Genomic DNA, 23,833 nt, shown 5'->3' on the forward strand with positions numbered 1-23,833 from the left:
TTTACTTTTCCGTCTCTAAGATTTGTCTTCCAAAGGCAATTACTAATACAAAAAAGGAGATTAGCATTACAAAAGAGGTAGAGAGGATAAAGGAGGGGGATCCTTCTTCCACGCCAAGGGATATTCTTAGTGATCTTCCCACATAATAGAGGGGTAAAAATTTGGCAAAGGTTTTGAGATAGTTTGGAAGAAAGTCCAAAGGGAAATATACGCCTGAAAAGAAAAGCATTATATTAAGTATCAGATTTCCTACATTGTTTGCTGTATTTGGTTCTTTAAAAATGGCTGTTAAGAAAATCCCGATTGCCATCATTCCAAGTATGGTAGATATAGTAGTAATTATATAAAGGGTCCAATTTATGGAAAAGTTAATACTGAATATGAGTTGTGAGGCTAATAATACAAGGGTTGCGGAAAATAATATAGCAAGTAGGTTTCCTAAAATTATTCCTGAGATAAAAATAAAAGGATTTACAGGGGTTATGGCAAATCTTTTTAAAATTCCAGCCCTTTTATAGAATCCAAAAAGGGCTATCATAGTAAATATGGCGGAAGATAGCGAGAAACTAATAACACCGGGAATAGAGTATCCCAGACTTGTAATCCTCCTTTTTCCTACATCTATTTTTTCCTCCTCTATCTCGATACTCTTTTTTAATCCTGCGGTTCTTATGGAATAGTAGGAGGAGAGAACATCTCCGATGGTCCTTAAAAAGGGTTTTTGCTGAAAACTTGTGAAACTTAGGAAAATTTTGAACTTATTATCTTGTAATATAACTCCACAATCAGTCTTACCTTTCAATGTATAGTTTTTTACTTCTTCTAAATCTTTACAAAAAACAATCTCAAGCTCCGACATCTCACTAAAAACATCTGCAACTTCTTTTTGGCTTTCTAATAAGGCTACCTTTATTTTTTCTACCTTCTCATCACTACCACCAAAAACAAAGCCAAAAATGATGACAAATATTATAGGTAGGAGGAATGCAAAGATGAATGTAAATCTATCTCTATAAAAGCTTTTAAATCTATATAAGAAAATATTAAAAAAGGACCTCATTAGAACTCTATTCTCCTAAACTTTAATATAGCAATTGTTAAGAAAAATATACCAAATAAGAGAGGCAAAAGAATACATACATAGGCAGGATATGGCGATGCAAGAACTCCTAAGGAATCTCTTATGCCAGCAGAAAGATAAGTAATAGGATTAATTAGAACGAACCAGTAGATAAACCAGGGCACATCAAAGACTGGAAAATATATGCCTCCTAAAAATTGCAAGGGGAATTGGACAATTTGGGCAATAACATTGGCGGAATTTGCATTTTTTGCCATGGACGCAGAGAAGAAACCAAGAGAGGATAAGGTAAATATTGAAAGCAAAATATAACCTATAAATGGAATAGAAAGGGGGTTTATGTAGCTTTTAAAAATAAACTTACAGAATATACTCAGAGAAAAAACCTGGATTAATATTATGTATAGGCGAGAGAGAAAGAAGGAAAGGAAAAATTGCAAAGGATTAAGAGGAGATAGATATATTCTCTTAAAAATTTTACTTTCTTTATACCATGCAATTTCAACTCCAATCCCAAATATAGAGGTTAAAGTAATTGCATATATGATAGTTCCAGGAAAGATAAAATCTATATAGGAAAAGGTGTTTTTTGTGCCTACAATTTCGCTTTCTACCTCATACTCCTTAATAGGTCTTATTCTTTTTGCAAATTCTAAATTCATTCTTTGAAAAATATTTTTTAATATTAATGCGGTTGTTTCAGAAGATGCATTATGGTTTAAAGAATAAATTTTTATTTTTGCAGGAGAAGAAAGACCAAAAAATTGAAACATGGAATTTGCTAACATTAAATTATCAAAGTTTTCAGGAATTTCCAATATAGCGTGAGTTTTCCCATCCTTTAAATCTCTTATTAATTTATCTCTTAAGGAGTAGTCCTTAAAAACTTTAAGATTAAAGATTTTATTCTCTCCTTTACTAATCCCTAATAAAACATCCTCAATAATATTTGAAAATGTACCATCTTGCTTAAGAAGATAAAGATTAAAATTTATTCTTTCCACTTTGTAGAAGGAGGAAAAGATAAGATTAAGCATGGTAAGAAGAATAATTGGAAAGGCAATTATCCAAAAAAGATATGATTTTTCTCTTATTGTTGATTTAAAAAAATAAATAGATGCTTGTAAGACCTTCATTCTTCTCTTAACTGTCTACCTGTAAGTGTTAAAAATACATCCTCTAAGTTTGGCTGTCTAATGACCTCGTTTTTAAGCTGAATAGAATTTTCTTTAGCAACCTTTAATAAAATTTCTATGGTATTAAGTACATTATCGGTTTTTATTATTAATTTATTCTTTTTCGGGTTAAATATATAGTTTACTTTATTTTCCTTTAAATCATTTAGAAATTTCTCATTGTCTTCTGCCTCAACCTCAACTACACTTTCTCCACCAATCTCTCTAATTAAATCCATAGGAGTTCCTTCTTTAATAATTTTTCCATGATCCATTATACATACCCAATCGGATAAAAATTCTGCCTCTTCCATGTAATGGGTTGTTAATACTATAGTTTTACCTCTCCTTTTAAGCTCCTGAAGGAGACTCCATATGCTTCTTCTTGCTTGGGGATCAAGCCCTGTGGTGGGCTCATCTAAAAAAAGAAGTAATGGATCATTAATTAGGGCAAGACCAATAACTAATCTCTGTTTTTGCCCTCCTGAAAGTTTTTCTATATAAGTATTTTCTTTTTCTTTCAATGACACAAATTCCAAAACCTCATTAATATCCAATCCCTTTTTATATAAACTTCTAAATAATTTTAGGGTTTCTCTTATAGTAAGATGAGGAATAAGATTTGTTTCTTGAAGGGATACCCCTATATTTTCTTTATGTTTATCCTCAATTTTTGAAACAGATTCTCCAAAAATGGTGATCTTTCCGCTATCTGGTGTTCTTAAACCCTCTATTATTTCAAGAGTTGTTGTCTTTCCAGCACCGTTTGGTCCAAGAAGAGTAAATATAGAGCCTTGTTTGATTTTGAAGCTAATACCATCAACGGCGGTAATGTTTCCGTAAGTTTTTCTTAAATTTTCTACTTCCACAATGAATTTGTAATTCATGGAAAAAATTATAACATAAAGCTATTGATTTTTTAAATGGGTTTGTATATAATTTTATCAAAATCGCTCCTCGGTAGCTCAACGGTAGAGCGGCCGGCTGTTAACCGGCGGGTTGCAGGTTCGAATCCTGCCCGAGGAGCCATTTTTATTGTTGATTCAATCTCCTTAAATGCTTTCTTCTAACTTATTCTCACAGGAGAAAATAAATTCCACCCCCCCCAACCTGAAGAGGAATTTTTTCCTTTGCTATATTATATATGTTATTTGATGTTAAACGATGATAAACTATGGTAGTTTAAATTGTAGTTTAAAAAGAAATAACAGAGTGATAATCGGACTTCCTTTCAGAGGAAGGACTAATTTATATTTAGATGGGAGGCGTGGTAAATGAAAATACTTGTCGCTTATTACACAAGGGACGGTCATACCAGGCAGGTTGCTCAACGAATTGCTGAGTCTCTTGGGGCTGATCTTGACGAGGTAATTGATAAAAAGAAAAGAAATGGTATTTTGGGCTTTCTCATCGCTGGCTACGATGCAACAAGAGGTAAAACAACAGAAATACTCTTTGAGAAAGACCCTACGGATTACGCGATCTTGTGATCGTTGGAACTCCCGTATGGAACGGGCGAGTGACACCAGCGATAAGAACTTATCTCCTCGTAAATAGGGAGAAAATCAAAAAAACTGCGTTTTTTGCAACCTACGCTGCTGGAGGTGGTATATGCTTAGAGCAAATGAGCAAGATATACAACAAAGAAGTTATCACTTATGGACTCATAATAAGAAAAAAATTAGAAGACGAGACCAATCATTTTATTGAAACCTTTATCATTCATTGTATAAGTTCTGCTGAAAAAATAAGCCCCGAATAAAGGTGTTGAACGCCCATCAAAAGTCCTCTTTCATCAAAAGATGCTCGGAAGCATTCTTGACCCTTAAAATAAACAACGGTGTCTACTCCATACATTCCTTGCTCGTTTTTCCAGACTAAGCCTATCTCTGGTATCTGCAGGATAACATCTTTTTTCAAAAGAGATGGGTGTATGTAGAACGGACCAAATGAAGGCACACCCATAGATTCTGTGGGCGTAGACATGCCAGAAGTACTCTGTAATATCGAGTATCTGGCAACCCTTCCCTGGACATTTGAGAGTCGATAGCTCGAACTTCCAGCAAGATTAGTGAATCCGTACATAGATGTGTAAATGTTGTAAGTGTGGCTTTCTCTGGCAACAGGCGGAAATTCTTTTATATTTGGCCATTCAATGTAGAAATGCTTCACATTTTGACTCATAACTACAGCGGAACCTTCCCGTTGTTTTACGAGAACCTGGACTCTCTGAACGAGTCCTTCGTTCGATATCCAAAAATCTTGAGAAGAAACATTATATGCTATGCCCAGCCAAATGGAGTTTTCGGAGACACGTCCTCCTCTCACTACAATGCCTTGCTTGGCATACATATCAGATTTCTTAAGTAAATCTTGGACTGCATTGGGATGGATGAAAACAAAAAGAGGCATAACTTTGAAAGGCTGAAAGGTTATCTGATAAGTAGAAGGTGAGACAAGAACGATGAACTCTATACCGTACACAGTGTTTTTTTCTATATCCGTAACAATATCGATCCTGAATCCTTTTCCAGATGCGGCACTTGCGCCCCCACCAGATTGAGTACCGCCTTCATGTTGATAGACCACCACAAGACCTGGCTTGACCCAATTAGGAACCGGGTAGTTTTGTGGAAGAAGGAGTGAAGGATCTACTTGAGCCAAGCTGGAGACTACTGCTAATACAAGAAAGATTAAAATAGCACGCAGTCTCATTGTTTTTCCCCCTTTTAACTTTTATTTTAAATCCCAAAAATTATTATTTGTATATATTATATCACGTTTTACCACATACTGCTCCCCTTAAAATTGAACAATTAAATATCTAAACGAGAAAAGTGTATGTCATTATAAACGTAATTATATCAGCGGTGTGTATATAAACGAGTTATATTAATTAAGACAAAAGGGGTTGGCAAAAGAAGAATAAAAAACACCATTTTTTTATATTTGACTTTAAATTAAAAACATGTTTTAATAAAACAAAATATGATATTTAGGAATTTAGTAATTGAGAAATAAAAGCTTAAAAGATACTATTTTTTTGGAGTATATTTACAGTTTCTGCGGTTTTACTTATCATATTCTCTTTACTCATTACCGCAGTAGTCTATAGAACAGGTATTAATAACGCAACAGCCATAATTAGGCAGAGAAATCTTGCTATGAAAAATTACATTCTTTGGTATTTTATGCCACTTAGAAGAACTGTTGAGGTATTTTCTGAAAATCCCATTATTAAAAAAGGTACTACACTAACAAAAGAAGAAAGGAAGGAGATTCTTAATCTCTATAGAGTTGCTAAGGATATTCTACCTAATATAAATTATGTTTATTCAGGTTATGAGGATAAAACATTATTAATCAATAATTACAAACCTCCGTTGAAGAGTCGAATATTCAGCTTGAGATTCTATCTACCACTGCCTCTCTTACTGAATTATTCAATAGAAGAAAGCTTGTTCAAGAGCTTGAGAGAGAAAAACTTAGGACAGAAAGATACAAATCTAATGCATCTATAATCATATTTGATATAGATCATTTCAAAGAAATAAATGATACATATGGGCATGAGGAAGGAGATATAGTTCTTAAAGAGGTTGGAGAAATTGTAAAGTCAACCATTAGAAAGACAGACTTTTTAGGTAGATGGGGAGGGGATGAATTTATCATTCTTCTTCCAGAAACAGATTTAAAATCCGCTGTTTCAATAGCAGAAAAAATAAGAAAATCTATAGAAGAACATACTTTTGGTGGTGGTAGACATATAACTGTAAGTATGGGAGTTGCAACTTTTACAGAAGAATTAAGCCTTAAGGAAACTATAAAGCAGGCGGATGACATGCTTTACATGGCAAAACAAAAGGGAAGAAATAGGGTAGAATATCCCCATGATGATGAAAAATAGATTAGTTTAATTTTTCTTCAATGATTTCAATCCTTGCTTGTCTAAATGCTTCTAATATATTATTCTCATAATAAAATTTATCTATCTCTCCACCACTTGCCTCAAATATAATTTCTACTTCAAGATTAGAAAAAGACTTTTTTAATAGATTTATAATTCTTATAATTTGAGAAGTTTCTCCTTTTTTTGGGTCAATCTTTAATTTTAGATGCAAACTTTTTAATTTATATTCTGGGTTTACATTAACTTCTATTGTTCCAGTAGGCTCATGAACGCTAATCCCCTTTCCATCTTCAGGGGATTTAGTTTTTTCTTTTCCCTCTTCCGTACTTTTTTCTTTTTTACAAAGCTCTGGTTTAATAATTACTTCGCTTTCTTCAAACTCTATTTTTACATCTTCTACACATACAATTTCTCCATAATTAATATATCCAAAACCAAAAAGTCCTTTTTTAACTCCCTCCATTATTCCCTCTTTTAGAGCATCTCTTGAAAGCAGGCGAGTTTCTCCAGGAGTTGTAAGAAAGGTATTATAAAGATTTTTTATGGGAATATAATCTTTATCTGAAAGATATTTTTCTTTAATTACCACAGGAGATATTTTTTCAAGAATTTCACCCTGACTCCTTAAATACTCATATACCTCATTATTTAATTGGTTTTCATGTATATTGGGTATTCCCATATTAAATTCTTTAAAGCCATTTTTATCAGGCACAAATAATTTTCTATAATATTTTCTTAATTCTTCATACTCTCTTCTTTCAAGTTCTTTAAGTTTTCTTGTGATTTCTTCCCTTTGTCTATGGGATAAGTTCAAAGATTTATCACTCTCAATCTCTTTAGTAGCAATAAGTTTTCTTAAAAAGTTTTGGAAGCTTTCTTTTTGTCCATCATCGGAGCATAAAAATATTAATGTATTTCTATAAACCCTTGGAGATTCTCCACAATTTTCAAGAAATTCCTTATCTGGTCTTTCCTTGTTTAATATTGCAAGCTTTAATTCAGGAGTATCTGGAATATCCTTTGAAAATTTAGGATGTAAGTAAATTTTTAGCTTTTGAGAACCTACCGAATATTTCTGCAAAATCTCTCTTTCCTTCTCATATATTTTAGACTCAGGTACATTTTCTTCCCTTGAAAGCATAATTTTATTTAAATTTGGCTGGTTAGTGAAGAATAGACCATCATCGGAGAGGTAAAAAAGTTTTTCTCTTAAGTTATTTATCACTGTATCTATAATGGAGCTTTCAAATTCTGGTGATGCATTGCAAAGCTTAAGCTCTTTTGTTGTTGTTCCCCTTTCTCCTTTACCAGAAAAAGAAAGCATAAAAATAGCTGTGCTAATAACGGTTCCAAGTTTATATGGAGCATATGAAGTGCCAATACTTTCATCAACCTTTTTTGCTCCTGCATTTTTTGATGTTATATCCTGGGCAATAATACTATCCCACTCTTGTCCAATATGGGCTATAAGCTCTCTTCTTATTACATCATTGCTAAGATCAAAATCACCAAGACGAATGAATGGTATTTTTGTATCTTTAAGGCTATAAATTACCTGAGAAAGTAATCTTAAAACACCTCTTGTTCTCTGAAAAGTTGGAAATGAGCCCCATCTCTTGTAGAGCACATCAATAACCTCTGGTTTAAATGGATAGCTTTTTAAAAATCTTTCTCTATATTCAGAAATTTCATTCTCCGATAAAATTTTTTCATTCCTTGCATAGTCTATAAATTCATCTACTATTTTTTGTGCTTCTTCTTCATCTATTCTATTGAAGAGTCTTGCTCTAATCACATATTCTATTTCCTCATCGCTTACTGGAGTATATATATTTTCTGTTCGTCCAGTGATCTTTTGGAGTTGCTGATATATTTTTTCTGTATTTTCGTCATAGTGTTCTATATTACTTGATGGTAATGTAAAAACAAATAGGGAATTTCCTACAGTTGAAACGGCTCCTGTTAGTTCCTGAATAAAAGCAAGAGTTTGGGCGGACAAATTTGAATCACCAATCTTTATTCCTCCTGCCTTTGTCACATATTCCAATATTTCATCCATAAGGATGAGGGCAGGGGAGTTTTTGGATAAAAGTTCTATTAATTTTTCTTTTCCTGGTGCTATATCGCCCTTTGTTATTACCACTTCTCCTGTAAGCTGTCTTTCCAATTCTTCCCATAATTTTTTCTCCTTTGGATCAAAGGCTGTTCCATCAATAACTACAACCTTTGCATTCCATTCCTTAGATCTATGGTAAAGGGCTATAAGGGTATGGGTTTTTCCTCCTCCAAAGGGGGTTTGTAGCTGAATAACTGCTCTATCGCTTTTCCCTTCAAGTCTTTCTTTTGCAATATTTAAAATATTTTTTAATCCATTGGTTACATAAGTTCTTCTAAAAAATAGGTTAGGATTCATATAATCAATGGGAGCTTTGCCACTTGCTACCTGCCATAGGTCTGCAGCAAATACTTCCATGTTAAGTTTTCCTTGAATTATGTCATCATGAGGTAATGCAATTTGAATAAATGATTTCATTCTTCTCACCCTCCAAATTTTTAATCTTCAAATAGGCTCCTTTGCTCAATGGTACCTTTTATTTCTTCTCTTAATCTTTCTCTTCCACTTAAAAATCCATCAAGAAGCCTTTTTTCTTTGCTGTCACTTGGTAAGGTTTCAGATATTGCTTGAGCCACTCTATAAAATGCATCTCTCATTCCATATCCTGTATCTTTTAAAATCTCCTTCATCTTCTCCTTTTTTCCATCTTTCCAAAGTAATAAAACTTTGTGGAGAACATCTATCATATCTTCTGTATTTTCAAGCTCCTTCAAATCCCTATCTTGTGGTCCAAGTACTATTATAAATTCTTTTTGTTTTTTAATAAATCCCTTATTCCAAAACTTCTCAAGATCAACCCCTATTGAACTTGCAAGCTTTCTTGCATCGTCAAACTCTACCTTTGCCTCTTTATAAGTCCATCGCCAAAGTAAATAAAATCTTGTAAGAGGTGAAAGTTCTCCAGAGATACCATCATGAAGAATTTTTTTCACTGTGTAATCGGTAACAACCTCTCTAATATAATCTATTAATTTTTCTGCACTAATTTCATTTCCTTCATAATCCATAACCTTTTTGTATTTTGCAAAAATCTCAATAGCAGAGCCAATTCCTGCCACAAAATAATCTGCACCACCTATACCTTCCTCCCATAGTTTTTCAAGTTTTTTAGGTACATAATTTTTTATTTCCTCTTTTACTTCATTAAACCATCCTATCTCTTTCCTTTCCATTTTCCTGCAGATAAAATATATAGATGAAGCTAAAGCGGCAGATTCTTTTGCCCTTAATCTTGCCTTCATTTCTGTATCAATAGGCCATGAGGCTGTAGGAACAAGTCCAGATTCAATAAGGGAGTTTATTAATGTTTCCCAGCCAGAAGCTGATTTATGAGCATATACAATTATTGCTATGCCATTTGGTTTTAGAACCCTTGCTATCTCTCTAAATGCTTTTTTAAGCATATCCTCAAAAAATTTTTTACCTGCTTCAAAGCCACCTTTTTGGTGAGAATAAGCTACAATTTCCTTTGATTTGGGAGTAAGTGGAGTAATAAAAAGGTCTGGATATAAATCTCCAATGCTTCTTTTTAACCATACATAGAAGAAATCAGAAAGATAAGAGTAAGGCACATTATCATAATAGGGTGGATCTGTGAAAACTGCATCAAAATAGTTATCTGGATATGGAAGCTCTGTTGCAGATGCTTGAGTAACAAGAGGAATATAAAGTTTTCCATAGTTTTCTACTGGAGGAATTTGGGAGAGGTTTTCTAATGTAGTAATTATATAACTATATTGTTTCTCCCATCCCTGAACTCCATCTATAACATTTGTTTCAGCATAATCCCAAACCATTCCTAAGGCTTGACGGCCAAATGTATGTTCCTGTTTCTCTGCAATATTATTCCAAATCGATAAAATAGAGTTTCTATCTGCCAACCTATTTACACCTAACCCCAAATAGCTTACCACAGCTTTTGCATACTCTTTATCATATCCTTCCTCAATCATCTTTTTGTAAGCAAGTCTTACTTTTTCTGTAAATGTAATTAGAGCCAGCTTTTGTCTGGAATTAAAAAGATCACCATAAGAGTTTAATTCATAATTACGAACAGAAAATGCTCTTTCTGCTCCTCGACCTTTGCCTTCTGGAGTTGGTTCATCCGGCACAGGGTCAATTCCCCATTCCTCCATAAGCTTTTGTCTTTTTTCCTCCAAATAAATTTCCGCTTGCTTGAAAATTTCCATATCTTTTTCCATTGCAATTCTATATCTTTTACCTTCAGCACCGGGCTTATGCAAGACTACTGCAACCATTCTTTGCCCTGCTTTTCCTTCTTTAAAAAGCTTCCTTGTTGTATCATCATTAATTACACTGCCACATACAGGACACACCACTACTGCCCTTGAAACAGTGCCTTTTTCTGGGTCAAAATCTGGGGGCATTTCTTCATATCCATCTCCAACTATTTTAAACTTTACTTCTTTCCCCTCAACAAAAGGATAAAGAGAAACTTTTTTATTATCCTTCTTTGCAAGCCAAAATTGGCGCATTAATGGTATCTCCGCATTACATGTAGGATTTTGGCATGGGATAGTGCGAGCCCATATATATCCCACAGGAATATCTCCATTTTCATCTATGGGATAAAATTTTCCAATCTCTTCCTTTGCAGACTCCAACACCCAATTTCCCCACTTTTTAACATCCTCAAGAAGGGGGTTTTTCGTCTCAGACTCCAGTAAACTATGCTCATTTTTAATCTCTCTTGGTCTTCCATATTTTTGTGGGTATTCAAGGGTACATTTTAAAATGAGAACTGCAACAGGATTGTACTCTACAGCGTGAACCTCACATCCAAGTCTTAATGCTTCAAGGGGAATAGAACCACCACCCGAGAAAGGATCAAGGACTTTTGGGGGTTTTCCACCATTTGCCTCCAAAATATCTTTTCTTGCCTTTTCAATTATATGCTTATTTAAAGAATTTTCCCACTTTGAAAGGTTAACGATAAATTGATTAATTTTGTCCCACTCTGTTCTGTCTTCTTGAGCAGGTATTAATGCGGAATAGTTTGTTGCTCTTGATGAAGCAAGAGGTCTTCGAGCCCACCAAATATGTAATGTTGATATGTGCCCATGTCTTATATTTTTCTCCTTTGCAGATATCTCACTTACCTCTTTCACAGGAAAACTATCTTCTATAAATCTTTTATCCTTCATGCTCTCCATACCTCTTCCGATTTATTTTTCCATTCTTCCAAGGGTATAATATATCTTACCACACCAATTTCTTCCAGTGGTAAAAGATTTATGGCAGGATTTTTAATGATTGTTAAAACAGGATTTGTTTTTATATTAGATACTATATATAAATAATATTGGTCTTTGAAATTTTTTGCTTTAAACCATTCGTTTTGAGTTAGGGCTACGTCTCCCTCTTCAGCTCTTGCCTTAACCTCTATGTATCTTACTTCTCCTGTCTTTTCATCCTTTGATCTTATATCATATCCAAGATTTTCCTTTGACACATCTTCAGGAGTTCTACCACATTCCCTTTCATATCTCATAGCTATCTCCATCCCAATTTTTTCAATCTCTTCATTTTCTACCATTGCATCTTTCATTGGCACCACCTTTATCACTGTTAAAAGCTCCGGTTTTGTCATAGATAAATTTTGTTCCTGTTCTATCTCTTTTTCTAAATCCTCTCTTGCATTTTTATATTTTTCCAAAAGTTCTTTTTTATTTCTTATAGGTAAATCTACTTTTTCTCCCTTATCAAGTCTATCGTAAAGTTCTGCTAATTCTTCGTTTAATTTATCAATAAAATAATTAAGTGATTTTAAACCATATTTCCTTTTTATTTCTGCCTGTCTTTTTCTCTCCTGAGCTATCTCCTCTTTATATTTTTCTACTGCATAAATAGCACGACCTATTAATTTATTCTCCTCTACTATATATTCAGAAGGGTTTGATTTTTCAGGTGACAAATCCCAAATAATAGTAGGATTTATTTCTCTTACACTATTTCCATCATCATAAAGGGCAAATATTTTTCTTCCTGCAATCTCCCCTTTTGCATCTTTTATCTCTCCTATGTAAAACCAGATGTATCCATTTAGTTTTCCAGATGGATCTTTGAATACTGCTCCTCTTTTAGCCTCCAATTGGTAATTCCTAATAATCCATTCTAATAAAGCTTCTAATAATGGATGTCCAAAGGAGATAAACTCTGCATCTTGATTTCTAAAGGCTATATCTTTATCAAAGGTTGCTTTTGGATAGCTTCTACTTAATTTACCATACATTTTTTGAAAATTAATATCGTCATTAAAATTTATAAGAGGGGTTGAAAATACATCTTCAATGGCTATAAACTCTTTCTTAGTATCTTTAATTTTCCCTTTAATATCCGAATTTGTGTATGCCTTTCTAAAGAAAGCTTCAACATATTCAGGTACAAGTTTATTTTCTTTTGCCTTTTCATTCATTTCTTTTATCCTTGTGTAATCAATAAATCTTGTGGCAAGGCTTTCTCCCAAGATCTCTTTTATTTCAGAGATATATTTCTCATCAGGTTTTATATCTAATTCCTTTAAGATTTCATCCATACTTTTAGCATTCATCACTGCATCAACTATAAGTTGGTATAGATTTTTATCTTTAAATATCTCACCAATTACATCAAAGATCCTGTCACTTCCAAGCTTTTCTCTTATCTCATCTAATTTATCAAGTAATTTAGAAAGCACCTTTCCTTCTCTTGTATCATCCGCCACAAGATTAAAAATATAAACATCTTTTTGCTGACCATATCTATGGATTCTTCCCATTCTCTGTTCAAGCCTATTTGGGGTCCAAGGTATATCATAATTTATCATTATATGGCAAAATTGCAGGTTTATTCCTTCTCCTGCAGCTTCTGTGGCTACCATTATATCAGTATAGTCTTTGAAATTCTTCTCCTCTTCAATTCTTTTTTCCATATTCATTCCGCCATGTATGAAGTTTACCTTATATCCCCAGCTCTTTATTTTTTCCACTAAATATTCAAGAGTATCCTTAAATTCAGTAAATATTAATATTCTGGGTTTTCCATCCATCTCCTTAATTTTCTTAAAGCCTTCTTCAATTGCCTTTTTAAGCTCTTTAATTTTTACCTCCTCTTCAGATTGCAATACCTCTTTTGCTTTATTAATAAGTCTTTCTAAGGTCTTTATTTCCTTTTTTAGCTCATCCATATTTTTTGCCAATGTGATTTGTTCCCACTCTTCTTCCTTTTTCATTCTTTCTTCCTCAGCCATATCTTCATATTCTTCTATATCAATTTCTTCCTCTGGTACTCTTTTTAGCTCTTCCTCTTTTGAGATCTTTTCCAATCTGTTTTTTCTTCTTTCCAAGGATCTTAAAAGGGCATAGACACTTGATGCCATTCTTCTTTGAAGAAGTACAAGGGCAAAGGCAACATTCCTTCTTCTATCCATTTCAATTGCTTTATTGTATTGTTCTACTACATATTTTGTGACCTCGTTATAAAGTTCCTTTTCTTTATCTGAAAGCTGAAATTTTATCGTTTTTGGAAATCTTCTTGTGAATATGGGTTTTCCCTCAAAATTCTTAAGATCCTCTTTTAGTCTTCTAATAAAAAGGGGATTATCCTTATTCTTTAAGGATTCTTCTATCATCTCTTTTGTTGCAAAAAATCCTGGCATGAGAAGATCTAAAAAGAGTCTAAAATTTTCTGGATCTCCTTTATGGGGTGTAGCAGTTAAAAAGAGAAGATGATCTGAATTTGCGGATAAGACCTCTCCTAATTTGTAACGTTGAGTTTTTTGGGTTTTTTCTCCATATTTATATGCTGAGAGTTTATGGGCTTCATCCACGATAACCAAATCCCAATGGACTATGCTTAATGAGGTGAGTATATCTTTTTGTTTTGCAAAATCCATAGATGCTATTATTTGTTTTTCTCTTTCCCATGGATTTTCACCGAACAAATTATTAAAACTATTTCTGTCTACAACTACAAAGGTTTCATTAAATTTTTCCTTAAGCTCTCTTTTCCATTGATCTACTAAATGACCAGGCACAATTAAAAGAATTCTATTAATAAGTCCTCTTAACTTTAGCTCTTTTAGAACAAGTCCTGCCATTATGGTTTTTCCTGCACCAGGGTCATCCGCAATTAAAAATCTGATACGAGGTTGTTTCAAAACATAGCCATAGACTGCCTCAATCTGGAAGGGTAGGGGTTCAATTTTGGATACATTCATAGCAAGAAGAGGATCAAAAAGAGATGCATATTTAAAGCGCGTTGCTTCTATCAAAAGGAAAGTTTTCTCAGGGTCCGAAGAAAAATCCAATGCGGTCTCAATTACTTTTATCCTATTTAAGTCCTCTTTTGGGATTAATCCCTCTACGAATTGTTTAGAATTTACTCCAATACCTACAATACGTATATAATCGTTTATAAATTCAACTTTTTCTAATTTCACAGGTTCATTCCAAAAATCTCCTATAATCGTTTTACCCTCTTCAATCACTTAGTGCACCTCCCCAAAAAATTTAAATCACAAAAATTTTGTTTGCCTATTTTAATGCTTCATCAAAATGGGAAAGAACATCCAATCTTCATAGTGGAAAAGAATTTTCCCTCAATTGATATAAATCTCCGAGGTTTTTCTCCTTTTTAATACCCATAAAGTGCTCTCCTTTTAATTTCTAACTTGCATTATAATAAAGCATAAAAATATATGCAAGGAAAAAAGATAATCGTGATATAATATTTTCAAAAATTGCACCTTAGAAAAAAAGAATGGAGAGGATTATCCGAGGATGCGTGAGGCCACTACTCTCATGCGGGTTTGAGATAAATTTTTATGACAAAAAATGGGGTAAAAATATCAAAAACTGTGGGTAAAAATTGGGACAAAAAATGGGGATTACGTAAAATTGGTTTTGCAGGGCGCATGAAATCTTTCTTCCAGAAACCCGCAGTCAAAATGATTCCCGGAATAATACGGGATTGAAACTTATCACCTGCTCCTCAATCACAATCGTCGATCCTACTGTCAAAATAATTTGTGTAGTAATAGGATGGAAAAGATAAAAATTTTAAAATCAAATGTGATATAATATTTTCAAAAGTTGCACCTTAGAAAAAAGGAATGGAGAGGATTATCCGAGGATGCATGAGGTCACTACTCTCATGCGGGTTTGAGATAATTTTTTATTGCAAAAAATGGTGTAAAAATATCAAAAATTGGGGGTAAAAATTGGGACAAAAAATGGGGATTACGCAAAACTGGTTTTGCAGGGCGCATGAAATCTTTCTTCCAGAAACCCGCAGTCAAAATAATTCCCGGAATAATACGGGATTGAAACAGAAAAACAAACACTTTTTTCATACTCTTACCTCCTTGTCAAAATAATTCCCGGAATAATACGGGATTGAAACCCTTTAGAAAACCAATAACAAATAGAGCAATTAATCCGTCAAAATAATTCCCGGAATAATACGGGATTGAAAGATAATGAAATACTTATTAACACTTAACATGCTAACACCGTCAAAATAATTCCCGGAATGATACGGGATTGAAAGTTAAATTAGTAAGTTATTTAAAATAGGGGGGTTAGAAATGGAGGGAAAATAAAAGTTGTTTATCTTAAGGGTACACCTTATGAAATGGGATACCAACATGGAAGGACTTTACAGCAGGAAATAAAATACTTGGAAAGAAATTTAGGTAAACTTTTTGAAAATTACGAAAGAATTTGGGGAAGATTTGCTCTATACTTGTTTGAAGTTTTGAGTATAATTTTGAAAAGGAACATACCCCAGCAATTCCAAGAAGAAATCAGAAGTATAGCTGATGGTTCTGGAGTTAGTTACAGGTTTATTTGTTTAATTAATTTGATTGAAGAGCTTGGAGAGATTTTCTACTTTTTGAAATCGCCCTTTTGCTCCTGTTTTGTAGCAAGAGATACCCCTTTCTCTCAGTAGGATGGCCTGGCATTGTGGGAGTGTTAACAGGAATTTCCCAAAGATTTGATCTAATTGTGCTTTCTTCTCCAGCTAAATCAAGGGTTTTCAGTAGAATTCCTCAAGAAATATCCATACGCCAAACCATTCAATATGCCTCAAATCTTAAAGATGGAGTAGAAAAAATTATCTCAACACCCACAATAATAGGAAGAAATTTAGTTTTTGTATCTAAGGATGATGCGGTAGTAGTAGAGATTAGTTCTCAAAAAAGTGCACTTAGAACTTTTGAAGATGGGGATATCATTGTTACAAATCATTATGAGATAGAAGAAATGCAAAAAGAGCAGGGAGATTATTACGGTTCTAAATATGTACCGGATGATTTTTATCATTTAGCAATGACAAAAGATGGAAGCAAAGAAAGATATGCAAAAATGAGGGCTCTTTTGAATAATCCTGTTGATTTTGAAAAAGCAAAGCAAATTCTAAGTTCTGTATCAAATATTGGCACAGTCCAAAGTGTAATAGCGATTCCCAAAAAGGGAGATTTTTGGATAGCCAATAATGGAAATCAAACTCCCGTTACAAATAGAGAATGGATTAACTTCTCTATAAAGGACCTTTTAAGTAATTGCACCTTCAATTCTTAAAGATGCTGGTGAATGATTTATTATAGTAAAATTAAGTAGGATAAAAATTAATATGAGTAAGTTGAAATAGTCCTCACTTTTTTATTATAATATCTTAGTACTTTGCTAAAAAATTTTGTCTTTGTCTAAAGTAAGAATGATTGGTGTATGTATTTGAATGTAATTTTGTTACAAACTCTATATAAAAGCGGTACTCTCTATAAACCTAAATAAGAGAGTACCGCTTTTTGATGTTAAATTCTACAAACTCTATTTTTTATCTTAGCGGTTGTTTGCAAATTGGGCAGGTATCCATTGGACTTCCAAAGAATAATCCTTCTGTTGAATGTACACAGTCGTAACAAATAAAATGCCCATTACTGCAAGTTTTTCCTCCTTCAACATCCTTTTCTTTTCCACATGCATCACAAATACGTTTTGGCATATTCAACCCTCCTTTCTAAAGTTTTAATAAATTAAATTTAATAACAATAGGAAACATCTTTTTAACTTTGTTTGCTAAAACCAAGTAGAGAAATTTTTCAGATATATTCATTTTATATTTTTTCCATTTTTTATTACTAATGTCTAAATATTTCTGCTTTAGCATTACCTAAACATCTGTTATTTCTTATTATAGGGTTTGTTGTATGCTCATATATAATGCCAACTTTGCCATTTAGGAAGCATACATTGTCTTCCAGTAGTGGACAAGATTGTCCTGCAACCATAATACCAGCATTCTCCATTTTCTACACACTCATTTTTTCTCGCTTCCCCTTTAGTATTATCTCCAAAAAATACCTATTTCACCATTCTGCCAACATCTATTATTTTCTAAAACTACCACGGCTTCATCATATATGCCTATTCCACCAGTTTTATTTTTAACATAAATATTTTTACGAACTGTTCCTTTAGAATTACCTATGAAAGTAATCCCTACTTGGTTATTCCAAAATATGTTATCCTCTATAATCACCTCAGCATTCTCACTTGCAGCAACACCAACATCAATATCGTAAAATTTGCAGTCTCTTACTACTCCCCTTGTCTCCTCTAAAAGGAATAATCCAGTAACATTTTTAGCACCCGTAAATGCACATGATTGTATTTCAAATGTAGAATCAGATGCCAAAATAATGTCTGGATTTACATCATTTTTAACATAGCTAGTATATTCAAAACATATATTCCTAATAGTAACGTGAACATTATCATCAATGCTAAAAATTTGGATAAGGTGTTCATTTTCTTCACTTCCAATATATGAAATACGTGTTTTATCTATCCCTTCTCCTTCCAGTGTAAGTGACTTAGTTATTTGGAGCGGTTTATCAAATTTGTAAAGTCCTGCTTGTAATCGGATAACAGAGCCCGGTGGAGCATTTTCAATCTCTTTTATTAAAGCATCCACATCTCTTTGCTCGGTAGGAACAGGTAATGGGGTAAACATATTCCAGTTCATTGGTGTTAACTGTTGCTTAAGCAGATCTAATTTTTGAGGATTTTTAGTTTTGGATTGTGCAAGGTTTAAAATCCACTTTATAATTGCTCTAACTATTTTGAATAAAATTACTAATGTACCGTAAAAAAGTTAGAATACTATTTTTAGTAATGTCCACATCATACTAATTATCTCGTCCAAATTATCCACCTCTCAGTTTGAATTTATTTTTGACTCCTTAGTTATAAATAAAATATAAGCTTAGACATTGGGCTGTGTTTAATATAGGGATTTTTATATAAATCTTGATGTTATCGTGAGTTCGAAAAATAGTTGCGAAAATTTTTAGATTAATACTCTATCTATTATTAAAATATTATTAACACTAATTTAAGTATATCTCAAAAAGTTTTCTTTGCCAAGTATAAAATGGGAGACTGTTTGAAAATTTACAAAAGAAGGAAATAAGCTAAAATAATGAAGTATGAGGATGAGAATGATAGATATTAATGTTTTTCTTAATTTTTCAAAAGAATATTTTAAAAAGAAAGAAATAGAGAAGAAAAAAGAAAGGAGGAAAAGAGGAAGACCCAAAATTTACCCTGATCATCTCATTCTTACCTTACTCTTTATTAAAAGTATCAAGGGGATACTCTTACAGAGAGTTAGAAGAAATTTTAAGGAAATGTGAGGGAGATATTTAGAATTGAAAGTGTATTTGTTAATATAATGCAAGCATTAGGGAGTTATGAGCCTACAAGGATAGAAAAGTTATTTTCACTCTTTTCTTTAAGCTTTTAAGAAATTAGATCCTATCTTTTTGTAGATTTTTCAAACAGTCTCGCCTTTAACACCTCTTGACAAAAATTTTGATAGTGAGTTATAAAATAGATAGTAAGTAAATAAGGGGGGTTTTTTTAAATGAGTGAATTATTTAAGCAATATGGGGGTAAAACTCAAGAAAGCTCCAGTGCTGAAGAGGTACTGATATGTCCTCATTGTGGAGCAGAAAACGAAGAAGGAGCGAAATATTGTGCAGAATGTGGTAAACCTCTCAATCCAGTCAAACAATGTCCCCATTGTAAATCAACAGTACCAGCAGATGCAGACATTTGTGAAGTATGTGGGGCATGGCTTTTGGAGGGGCGATGCAAATTTTGCTATGCACCTTTAGAGGAGGGAGCCAAATTCTGTTCTGTTTGTGGGAATCCAGTAGAAGGAATAATATGTCCCCAATGTGGGAATCTAAGCTATTTTGATTTTTGTAAACATTGTGGAATTCCATTAACGAAGCAAGCACATGAAGCGATTGAGCAATTAAGGAATTCAGAGGAATTCCAAGCCATATTAAGGGGCATATCAGAGCAAACCATAGATGAGACGGACGATGAGAAAGAACTAAAGAAGATGAAAGAGTACAAAGAGAGGTTACAGAAAAGCGATTCTACTCAATTACAAAAATCCTCACAGATATTTAATTCAGGGACAGACGAACTAATTCAAGGAGTGGATAAAGCGGAGAGATCTCAAGAGGAGCTAAATAAACTTTTTGAGAAATTACAGCAGAAAGAATTCAAGAACAATCAAGAGGCGAGGAGATTTTTTGGGGCATTAAAAGTTCTGTTACCCACAATAAAGCGAAACCCAATAGGGTGGCGTTGTAATGCGTATGGGGTAGTACATCCAGAAGGGCCCCAAGGTTGTTCAGCTCCTGGGCATGGAGGGGAGTGGTTATTTGAGACTATAACTACAATTGAGGAAGTGGAAATATGAGTAAAGAGGATATGAATAAAGAAGAGACGATACGTTCAGTTAATGGTGAGATAATATCCTCAGGGGTAGATCGAACAGAGAGGGACAGTGGAGGGATAATATCATCAGGGGTAGGACAAAATCTAGCTCCTACAATCTCATTAAATGAAATAGTTATTAATGGGGAGCGATACATAATCACACAGCAATTAGCCACTTCTGGGGAAGCAGAAGTTTTTCTAGCGAAGAGAGGGAATGATGAATATGTAATAAAGCTATACTATCCAAGTTTTATGCCGAAGAAAGAGATAATAGAGAAGCTAAAAGGGCTAACACATCCAGATATTATATCTATTATTGATTATGGGTGGTATCAAAACAGATTTGTTGAGGTAATGGAGTATGCGAGGGGTGGTTCCTTATACGAAAAGATTCCGATAAAAGACCCAAAATTTTTAAAGCAAATAGTGAAAGAAGTAGTAAATGCGCTTGAATTTTGTCACAGTAGAGGGATAATTCATCGAGACTTAAAACCACAAAACATATTTTTCCGAGATTCAAGTCAGAGGGATATAGTGATAGGAGATTTTGGAATATCAAGTGTTTTGGATGAAGGTTATTCGAAGCGCTTAACAGGGCAAGCGAGGACACTAACCTATGCAGCGCCTGAGCTTTTTCAGAGCATAAGAGGAAAGACAGTAATAGACAAAGAGGTAGACTATTACTCCTTAGGGATTACACTAATTCACTTATGGAGTGGGGAAGAACCATTTAAAGACTTAGGTGAATATGGAGTTATGAGGATGAAGATGGAGGGGCGAGTAGAGATACCTGAAGACATGCCGAATGAATTCAAGACCTTGGTAAAGGGATTATTAGTAGTAAATCCAGCGAAGAGGTGGGGGTATAAAGAAGTTCAGAAGTGGTTAAACGGGGAAGTTGTACCGGTGGAGTATGAAGTTATAAAAGAGTATCCACCATTCATATTTGGGAAAGTAGGGAATGAGGAGTTAGTAGCGACTGATCCAGAGAGCTTAGCGGATTTAATGGAGAAGTATGAAGAGCTTGGGAAGCGACATTTATATAGGAGAGCAATATCTGAGTGGTTAAAGAACAAGAACCAATATTTATACACGGCGATTGAGAGTATAATAGAGGAGGAATATCCGAGGGATCAGAGGGCTGGATTAATAAAAGCGATCTATGTTTTAGACTCAGGGAGAGGATTTAAGGGGGTAGATGGAAATAGGTATAGTACACCTGAAGAGATAGCGAAATGTTTAGAGGAGAATTTTTCGTATTATGAAGAGGAGTTAAAGAAAGAGACAGCGGAGTTATACTTATACTTGGAGGCGAGGGGTTATAAAGGAGAGGCGGACAAATTTAGGAAGCTTTTCAAGAATGCGCCTTCTGGAGCTGCTTTAAATACTCTTATTCTTTCTCTTGAGGGTGAAGATTTGCTAATAATAGATATTAATGACCCTAAAACTTGGTATAAAAAGGGGATTGAATTTTACGATCTTGGTAAATATGAAAGAGCTATAAAATGTTTTGATGAAGCAATAAAATTGAGAAATGGAGACTTCCCAGATGCTTGGTATAACAAAGGTCTTGCATTTTATGCTCTTGGCAGGTTTGACGAGGCGATAAAATGTTATGATGAAGTTATAAAATTGAGAAAAGGAGATTTTCCAGAGTTTTGGTATAACAAAGGTAATGCACTTTCAAAGCTTGGCAAGTTTAAAGAGGCGATAGAGTGTTTTGATAAAGCGATAAAGTTGGGAAAAAGAGATGATCCAGATGCTTGGTATAACAAAGGGAATGCATTTTATGCTCTTGGCAGGTTTGACGAGGCGATAAAATGTTATGATGAAGCAATAAAATTGAGAAAAGGAGACTTCCCAGATGCTTGGAATAACAAAGGTAATGCATTTTATGCTCTTGGCAAGTTTGGAGAGGCGATCAAGTGTTTTGATGAAGTGATAAAATTGAGAAAAGGAAATGATCCAGAAGCTTGGTTTAACAAAGGAAATGCACTTTATTATCTTTTCAGGTTTGAAGAAGCGATCAAATGTTATGATGAGGCTATAAGATTGAGAAATGGGGACTATTCAGAAGCTTTGGAGGCAAAAAATCGTGCGCTTTCAATACTCAATAAGTGGAAAAAGTAATTCCTCTAACTTTTCCTAAATTCTAAAATTTTAGGGCTGCGGAATAACATGGTATCCCCTTAGATAAGATTCTAACCTTTTTGAAAATAATTCGTCGAGGATAACAAGGAAAATTTCTTTACTTAATAATCTCCCAGGGAGTCTTGTTTTCTTTGTAGCTATTCTTCCTGATAGCATTAAACCAAAGAATATATGTATGTGCTTTTGGAAGTAACGCGGAAGAAGAATTAAATCTCTCCAGCTCATAAAACTCAACTTCTATTAGATTTTTATACTTTTTCTGTAGTATTTTGAATAAGAATACCATAAAATTGAGAGGTGCTATGTTCTTTTTTTACTCCTTTCCTTTAATACTTAGATTATTTTCTATGAAATCTAATAGCAATTTCTTTTCTCCTACTCTAATAACTTTAATATCCATTGGGGGATACCATCTCCCTTCCGTGTTCCACAGGCAAGGTACTTTATGCTCTTGGCAGGTTTGAAGAGGCGATAGAATGTTATGATAAAGCAATAGAACTGAGTAAGGGAAAATTTTACTCAGCTTTTTCTGGTAAAGCCTTTGCACTTTGCAAACTTGGTAAGTTTGATGAGGTTTCAGAATTTTTAAATGAGGCTTCAAAATTCTTAACTAAATGGACTATAGATGTCATAAAGCTTTTAATTTTAGTATTTCATAATAGAGAAATCCTCTAACATTTCCTAAAGTCTATAATTTTATTTCTCGATTTTGGATGTCGAAGTCTTCTTAGGGCTTTTTCTTCTATTTGTCTTATTCTTTCTCTTGTTAGATTAAATAATTTTCCTACGTCTTCTAAGGTTCTTTCTATTCCATCCTCTAAGCCATATCTTAGTTTTAAGATTTCCTTTTGTCTATCAGAAAGGGTATCAATAAGTTCTCCTAAGATTTCTTTTAAATTTTGTTTTTCTAAAAATTCCCAAATATCATCTGTGTCATCACATAAAATATCTTGAAGGCACGAATCATCATCAATATCTTTCCTAATACATAGCGAGTTTAAAGTTTCGTATTCTTCTTCAGAAAATTCGCATACGGGAACATCATAAGGAATAAATTTAAAATTATAGGTTTTCTGCTTTTCTAAATAATGAACGGGAATTCTTATGAGATGTGAATTTTCATCTATTGCTCGTGAAATGCATTGTTTTATCCACCATACTGCGTAGGTTGAAAATTTATTTCCTTTTTTCCAATCGAATCTTTCAACAGCTTTTATAAGTCCAATGTACCCTTCCTGAATTAGATCTTCAAAATCTAAGCCTCTTCCCACATATTTCTTTGCTACGGAGTGGACTAACTTTAAATTGCACAGTATAACTTCTTCTCTGGCTTTCTTATCTCCCTGTTCTATCCTTTGAAATAGTTCCTTTTCTTTTTTTGGATTTAATACCTTATATTTAGATATCTCCTTTAGATGAATGTCTAAAATATCTATATATTCTTTGTAATCTTTTTTTATGCTCGGCTTAGATTTTGGGGCTGGTTCCTCTGTTTCTTCTTTTTCTGATAGATCTATTCCCTTTTCTTTTAGAAATTCATCCAATTCTCTTATTAATTCTTCCTCTTCAAGCTTTCTTATTAAATCCTCAAACATC

General features: G+C 33.6%; 18 protein-coding genes, 1 tRNA gene, 1 pseudogene and 1 CRISPR repeat array. Of the genes and pseudogenes, 9 read left to right on the plus strand and 11 right to left on the minus strand.

What is annotated here, in order from left to right:
* Position 1: 1 nt before the first annotated feature.
* From CBR30_06620 to CBR30_06630, 3 genes are read right to left on the minus strand one after another with little or no spacing between them, the layout of a single operon-like run.
* Positions 2 to 1,060 (minus strand): ABC transporter, encoded by a 1,059-nt coding sequence (locus tag CBR30_06620; GenBank protein PMQ01324.1) that lies wholly within the window; start codon positions 1,058 to 1,060, stop codon positions 2 to 4.
* Entirely contained in the window at positions 1,060 to 2,217 is a 1,158-nt protein-coding gene (locus CBR30_06625) for an ABC transporter (GenBank protein ID PMQ01325.1), read from the minus strand. Before CBR30_06625 ends, CBR30_06620 begins: the two co-directional genes overlap by 1 nt.
* Positions 2,214 to 3,143, minus strand: a complete 930-nt coding sequence (locus CBR30_06630) for an ABC transporter ATP-binding protein (protein PMQ01326.1) — start codon at positions 3,141 to 3,143, stop codon at positions 2,214 to 2,216. The genes CBR30_06625 and CBR30_06630 overlap by 4 nt, the downstream gene beginning before the upstream one ends.
* 67 nt (positions 3,144 to 3,210) lie before the next feature.
* On the opposite strand from CBR30_06630, the gene CBR30_06635 reads away from it, so the two are divergent.
* Positions 3,211 to 3,285: transfer RNA gene (locus CBR30_06635), tRNA-Asn, on the plus strand.
* 245 nt (positions 3,286 to 3,530) lie between these two features.
* Positions 3,531 to 4,018: pseudogene (locus CBR30_06640) on the plus strand (flavodoxin).
* Here the strand turns inward: CBR30_06640 and CBR30_06645 are convergent.
* Positions 3,979 to 4,971 carry a hypothetical protein gene (locus CBR30_06645; GenBank protein ID PMQ01327.1) on the minus strand — a complete coding sequence of 331 codons (993 nt, stop codon included), beginning with the start codon at positions 4,969 to 4,971 and terminating at the stop codon, positions 3,979 to 3,981. The pseudogene CBR30_06640 and the gene CBR30_06645 sit on opposite strands and share 40 nt — an antisense overlap.
* Before the next feature lie 682 nt (positions 4,972 to 5,653).
* Here CBR30_06645 and CBR30_06650 point away from each other — a divergent pair.
* Positions 5,654 to 6,163 carry a GGDEF domain-containing protein gene (locus tag CBR30_06650; GenBank protein ID PMQ01328.1) on the plus strand — a complete coding sequence of 170 codons (510 nt, stop codon included), beginning with the start codon at positions 5,654 to 5,656 and terminating at the stop codon, positions 6,161 to 6,163.
* Between the two features lies 1 nt (position 6,164).
* Here the strand turns inward: CBR30_06650 and CBR30_06655 are convergent, their stop codons facing one another.
* Genes CBR30_06655 through CBR30_06665 form a run of 3 tightly spaced genes read right to left on the minus strand, consistent with a single transcriptional unit; the run spans position 6,165 to position 14,772 of the window.
* A complete protein-coding gene (locus tag CBR30_06655; protein ID PMQ01329.1) occupies positions 6,165 to 8,702 on the minus strand; it encodes an AAA family ATPase in 2,538 nt (845 codons plus the stop codon).
* 20 nt (positions 8,703 to 8,722) lie between these two features.
* Complete coding sequence (locus tag CBR30_06660) at positions 8,723 to 11,449, minus strand: DNA methylase (GenBank protein PMQ01330.1); 2,727 nt, start codon at positions 11,447 to 11,449, stop codon at positions 8,723 to 8,725.
* Positions 11,446 to 14,772: a helicase gene (locus CBR30_06665; protein ID PMQ01331.1), complete on the minus strand. Its 3,327-nt coding sequence runs from the start codon at positions 14,770 to 14,772 to the stop codon at positions 11,446 to 11,448. Before CBR30_06665 ends, CBR30_06660 begins: the two co-directional genes overlap by 4 nt.
* 805 nt (positions 14,773 to 15,577) lie before the next feature.
* Positions 15,578 to 15,832: a CRISPR direct-repeat array (repeat unit 35 nt; unit sequence GTCAAAATAATTCCCGGAATAATACGGGATTGAAA).
* An 85-nt stretch (positions 15,833 to 15,917) separates the two neighbouring features.
* On the opposite strand from CBR30_06665, the gene CBR30_06670 reads away from it, so the two are divergent.
* Positions 15,918 to 16,235 carry a hypothetical protein gene (locus CBR30_06670; protein PMQ01332.1) on the plus strand — a complete coding sequence of 106 codons (318 nt, stop codon included), beginning with the start codon at positions 15,918 to 15,920 and terminating at the stop codon, positions 16,233 to 16,235.
* 14 nt (positions 16,236 to 16,249) lie between these two features.
* The gene (locus tag CBR30_06675) at positions 16,250 to 16,867 is read left to right on the plus strand and encodes a hypothetical protein (GenBank protein ID PMQ01333.1); all 618 of its coding nucleotides are present in this window, start codon (positions 16,250 to 16,252) and stop codon (positions 16,865 to 16,867) included.
* Between the two features lie 560 nt (positions 16,868 to 17,427).
* Here CBR30_06675 and CBR30_06680 read toward each other — a convergent pair.
* Positions 17,428 to 17,595, minus strand: coding sequence for a hypothetical protein (locus tag CBR30_06680; GenBank protein PMQ01334.1), 168 nt, complete (start codon positions 17,593 to 17,595; stop codon positions 17,428 to 17,430).
* 38 nt (positions 17,596 to 17,633) lie between these two features.
* A complete protein-coding gene (locus tag CBR30_06685; GenBank protein PMQ01335.1) occupies positions 17,634 to 18,314 on the minus strand; it encodes a hypothetical protein in 681 nt (226 codons plus the stop codon).
* A 475-nt stretch (positions 18,315 to 18,789) separates the two neighbouring features.
* On the opposite strand from CBR30_06685, the gene CBR30_06690 reads away from it, so the two are divergent.
* The 3 genes from CBR30_06690 to CBR30_06700 all read left to right on the plus strand — a co-directional run bounded on the left by CBR30_06690 (position 18,790) and on the right by CBR30_06700 (position 22,216).
* A complete protein-coding gene (locus tag CBR30_06690) occupies positions 18,790 to 18,984 on the plus strand; it encodes a hypothetical protein (protein ID PMQ01336.1) in 195 nt (64 codons plus the stop codon).
* 230 nt (positions 18,985 to 19,214) lie between these two features.
* Entirely contained in the window at positions 19,215 to 20,066 is an 852-nt protein-coding gene (locus CBR30_06695) for a hypothetical protein (protein ID PMQ01337.1), read from the plus strand.
* Positions 20,063 to 22,216 (plus strand): hypothetical protein, encoded by a 2,154-nt coding sequence (locus CBR30_06700; protein PMQ01338.1) that lies wholly within the window; start codon positions 20,063 to 20,065, stop codon positions 22,214 to 22,216. The genes CBR30_06695 and CBR30_06700 overlap by 4 nt, the downstream gene beginning before the upstream one ends.
* A gap of 118 nt (positions 22,217 to 22,334) precedes the next feature.
* On the opposite strand, the gene CBR30_06705 is transcribed toward CBR30_06700, so the two are convergent.
* Positions 22,335 to 22,523, minus strand: coding sequence for a hypothetical protein (locus tag CBR30_06705; GenBank protein ID PMQ01339.1), 189 nt, complete (start codon positions 22,521 to 22,523; stop codon positions 22,335 to 22,337).
* Positions 22,524 to 22,636: 113 nt separating this feature from the next.
* On the opposite strand from CBR30_06705, the gene CBR30_06710 reads away from it, so the two are divergent.
* Positions 22,637 to 22,912 (plus strand): hypothetical protein, encoded by a 276-nt coding sequence (locus tag CBR30_06710; protein ID PMQ01340.1) that lies wholly within the window; start codon positions 22,637 to 22,639, stop codon positions 22,910 to 22,912.
* Here the strand turns inward: CBR30_06710 and CBR30_06715 are convergent.
* The gene (locus tag CBR30_06715) at positions 22,909 to 23,832 is read right to left on the minus strand and encodes an RNA polymerase subunit sigma (GenBank protein PMQ01341.1); all 924 of its coding nucleotides are present in this window, start codon (positions 23,830 to 23,832) and stop codon (positions 22,909 to 22,911) included. The genes CBR30_06710 and CBR30_06715 overlap by 4 nt on opposite strands.
* Between the last annotated feature and the right edge of the window lies 1 nt (position 23,833).

The organism is Dictyoglomus sp. NZ13-RE01, from assembly GCA_002878375.1.
GTDB lineage: Bacteria > Dictyoglomota > Dictyoglomia > Dictyoglomales > Dictyoglomaceae > NZ13-RE01.

What these genes read in the sequence shown, in the direction of transcription:
- CBR30_06620 (PMQ01324.1), bottom strand. Translation starts at nt 1,060, where the DNA reads ATGAGGTCCTTTTTTAATATTTTCTTATATAGATTTAAAAGCTTTTAT.
- CBR30_06625 (PMQ01325.1), bottom strand. Translation starts at nt 2,217, where the DNA reads ATGAAGGTCTTACAAGCATCTATTTATTTTTTTAAATCAACAATAAGA.
- CBR30_06630 (PMQ01326.1), bottom strand. Translation starts at nt 3,143, where the DNA reads ATGAATTACAAATTCATTGTGGAAGTAGAAAATTTAAGAAAAACTTAC.
- CBR30_06645 (PMQ01327.1), bottom strand. Translation starts at nt 4,971, where the DNA reads ATGAGACTGCGTGCTATTTTAATCTTTCTTGTATTAGCAGTAGTCTCC.
- CBR30_06655 (PMQ01329.1), bottom strand. Translation starts at nt 8,702, where the DNA reads ATGAAATCATTTATTCAAATTGCATTACCTCATGATGACATAATTCAA.
- CBR30_06660 (PMQ01330.1), bottom strand. Translation starts at nt 11,449, where the DNA reads ATGAAGGATAAAAGATTTATAGAAGATAGTTTTCCTGTGAAAGAGGTA.
- CBR30_06670 (PMQ01332.1), top strand. Translation starts at nt 15,918, where the DNA reads ATGGGATACCAACATGGAAGGACTTTACAGCAGGAAATAAAATACTTG.
- CBR30_06680 (PMQ01334.1), bottom strand. Translation starts at nt 17,595, where the DNA reads ATGGAGAATGCTGGTATTATGGTTGCAGGACAATCTTGTCCACTACTG.
- CBR30_06685 (PMQ01335.1), bottom strand. Translation starts at nt 18,314, where the DNA reads ATGAACTGGAATATGTTTACCCCATTACCTGTTCCTACCGAGCAAAGA.
- CBR30_06690 (PMQ01336.1), top strand. Translation starts at nt 18,790, where the DNA reads ATGATAGATATTAATGTTTTTCTTAATTTTTCAAAAGAATATTTTAAA.
- CBR30_06695 (PMQ01337.1), top strand. Translation starts at nt 19,215, where the DNA reads ATGAGTGAATTATTTAAGCAATATGGGGGTAAAACTCAAGAAAGCTCC.
- CBR30_06700 (PMQ01338.1), top strand. Translation starts at nt 20,063, where the DNA reads ATGAGTAAAGAGGATATGAATAAAGAAGAGACGATACGTTCAGTTAAT.
- CBR30_06705 (PMQ01339.1), bottom strand. Translation starts at nt 22,523, where the DNA reads ATGGTATTCTTATTCAAAATACTACAGAAAAAGTATAAAAATCTAATA.
- CBR30_06715 (PMQ01341.1), bottom strand. Translation starts at nt 23,832, where the DNA reads ATGTTTGAGGATTTAATAAGAAAGCTTGAAGAGGAAGAATTAATAAGA.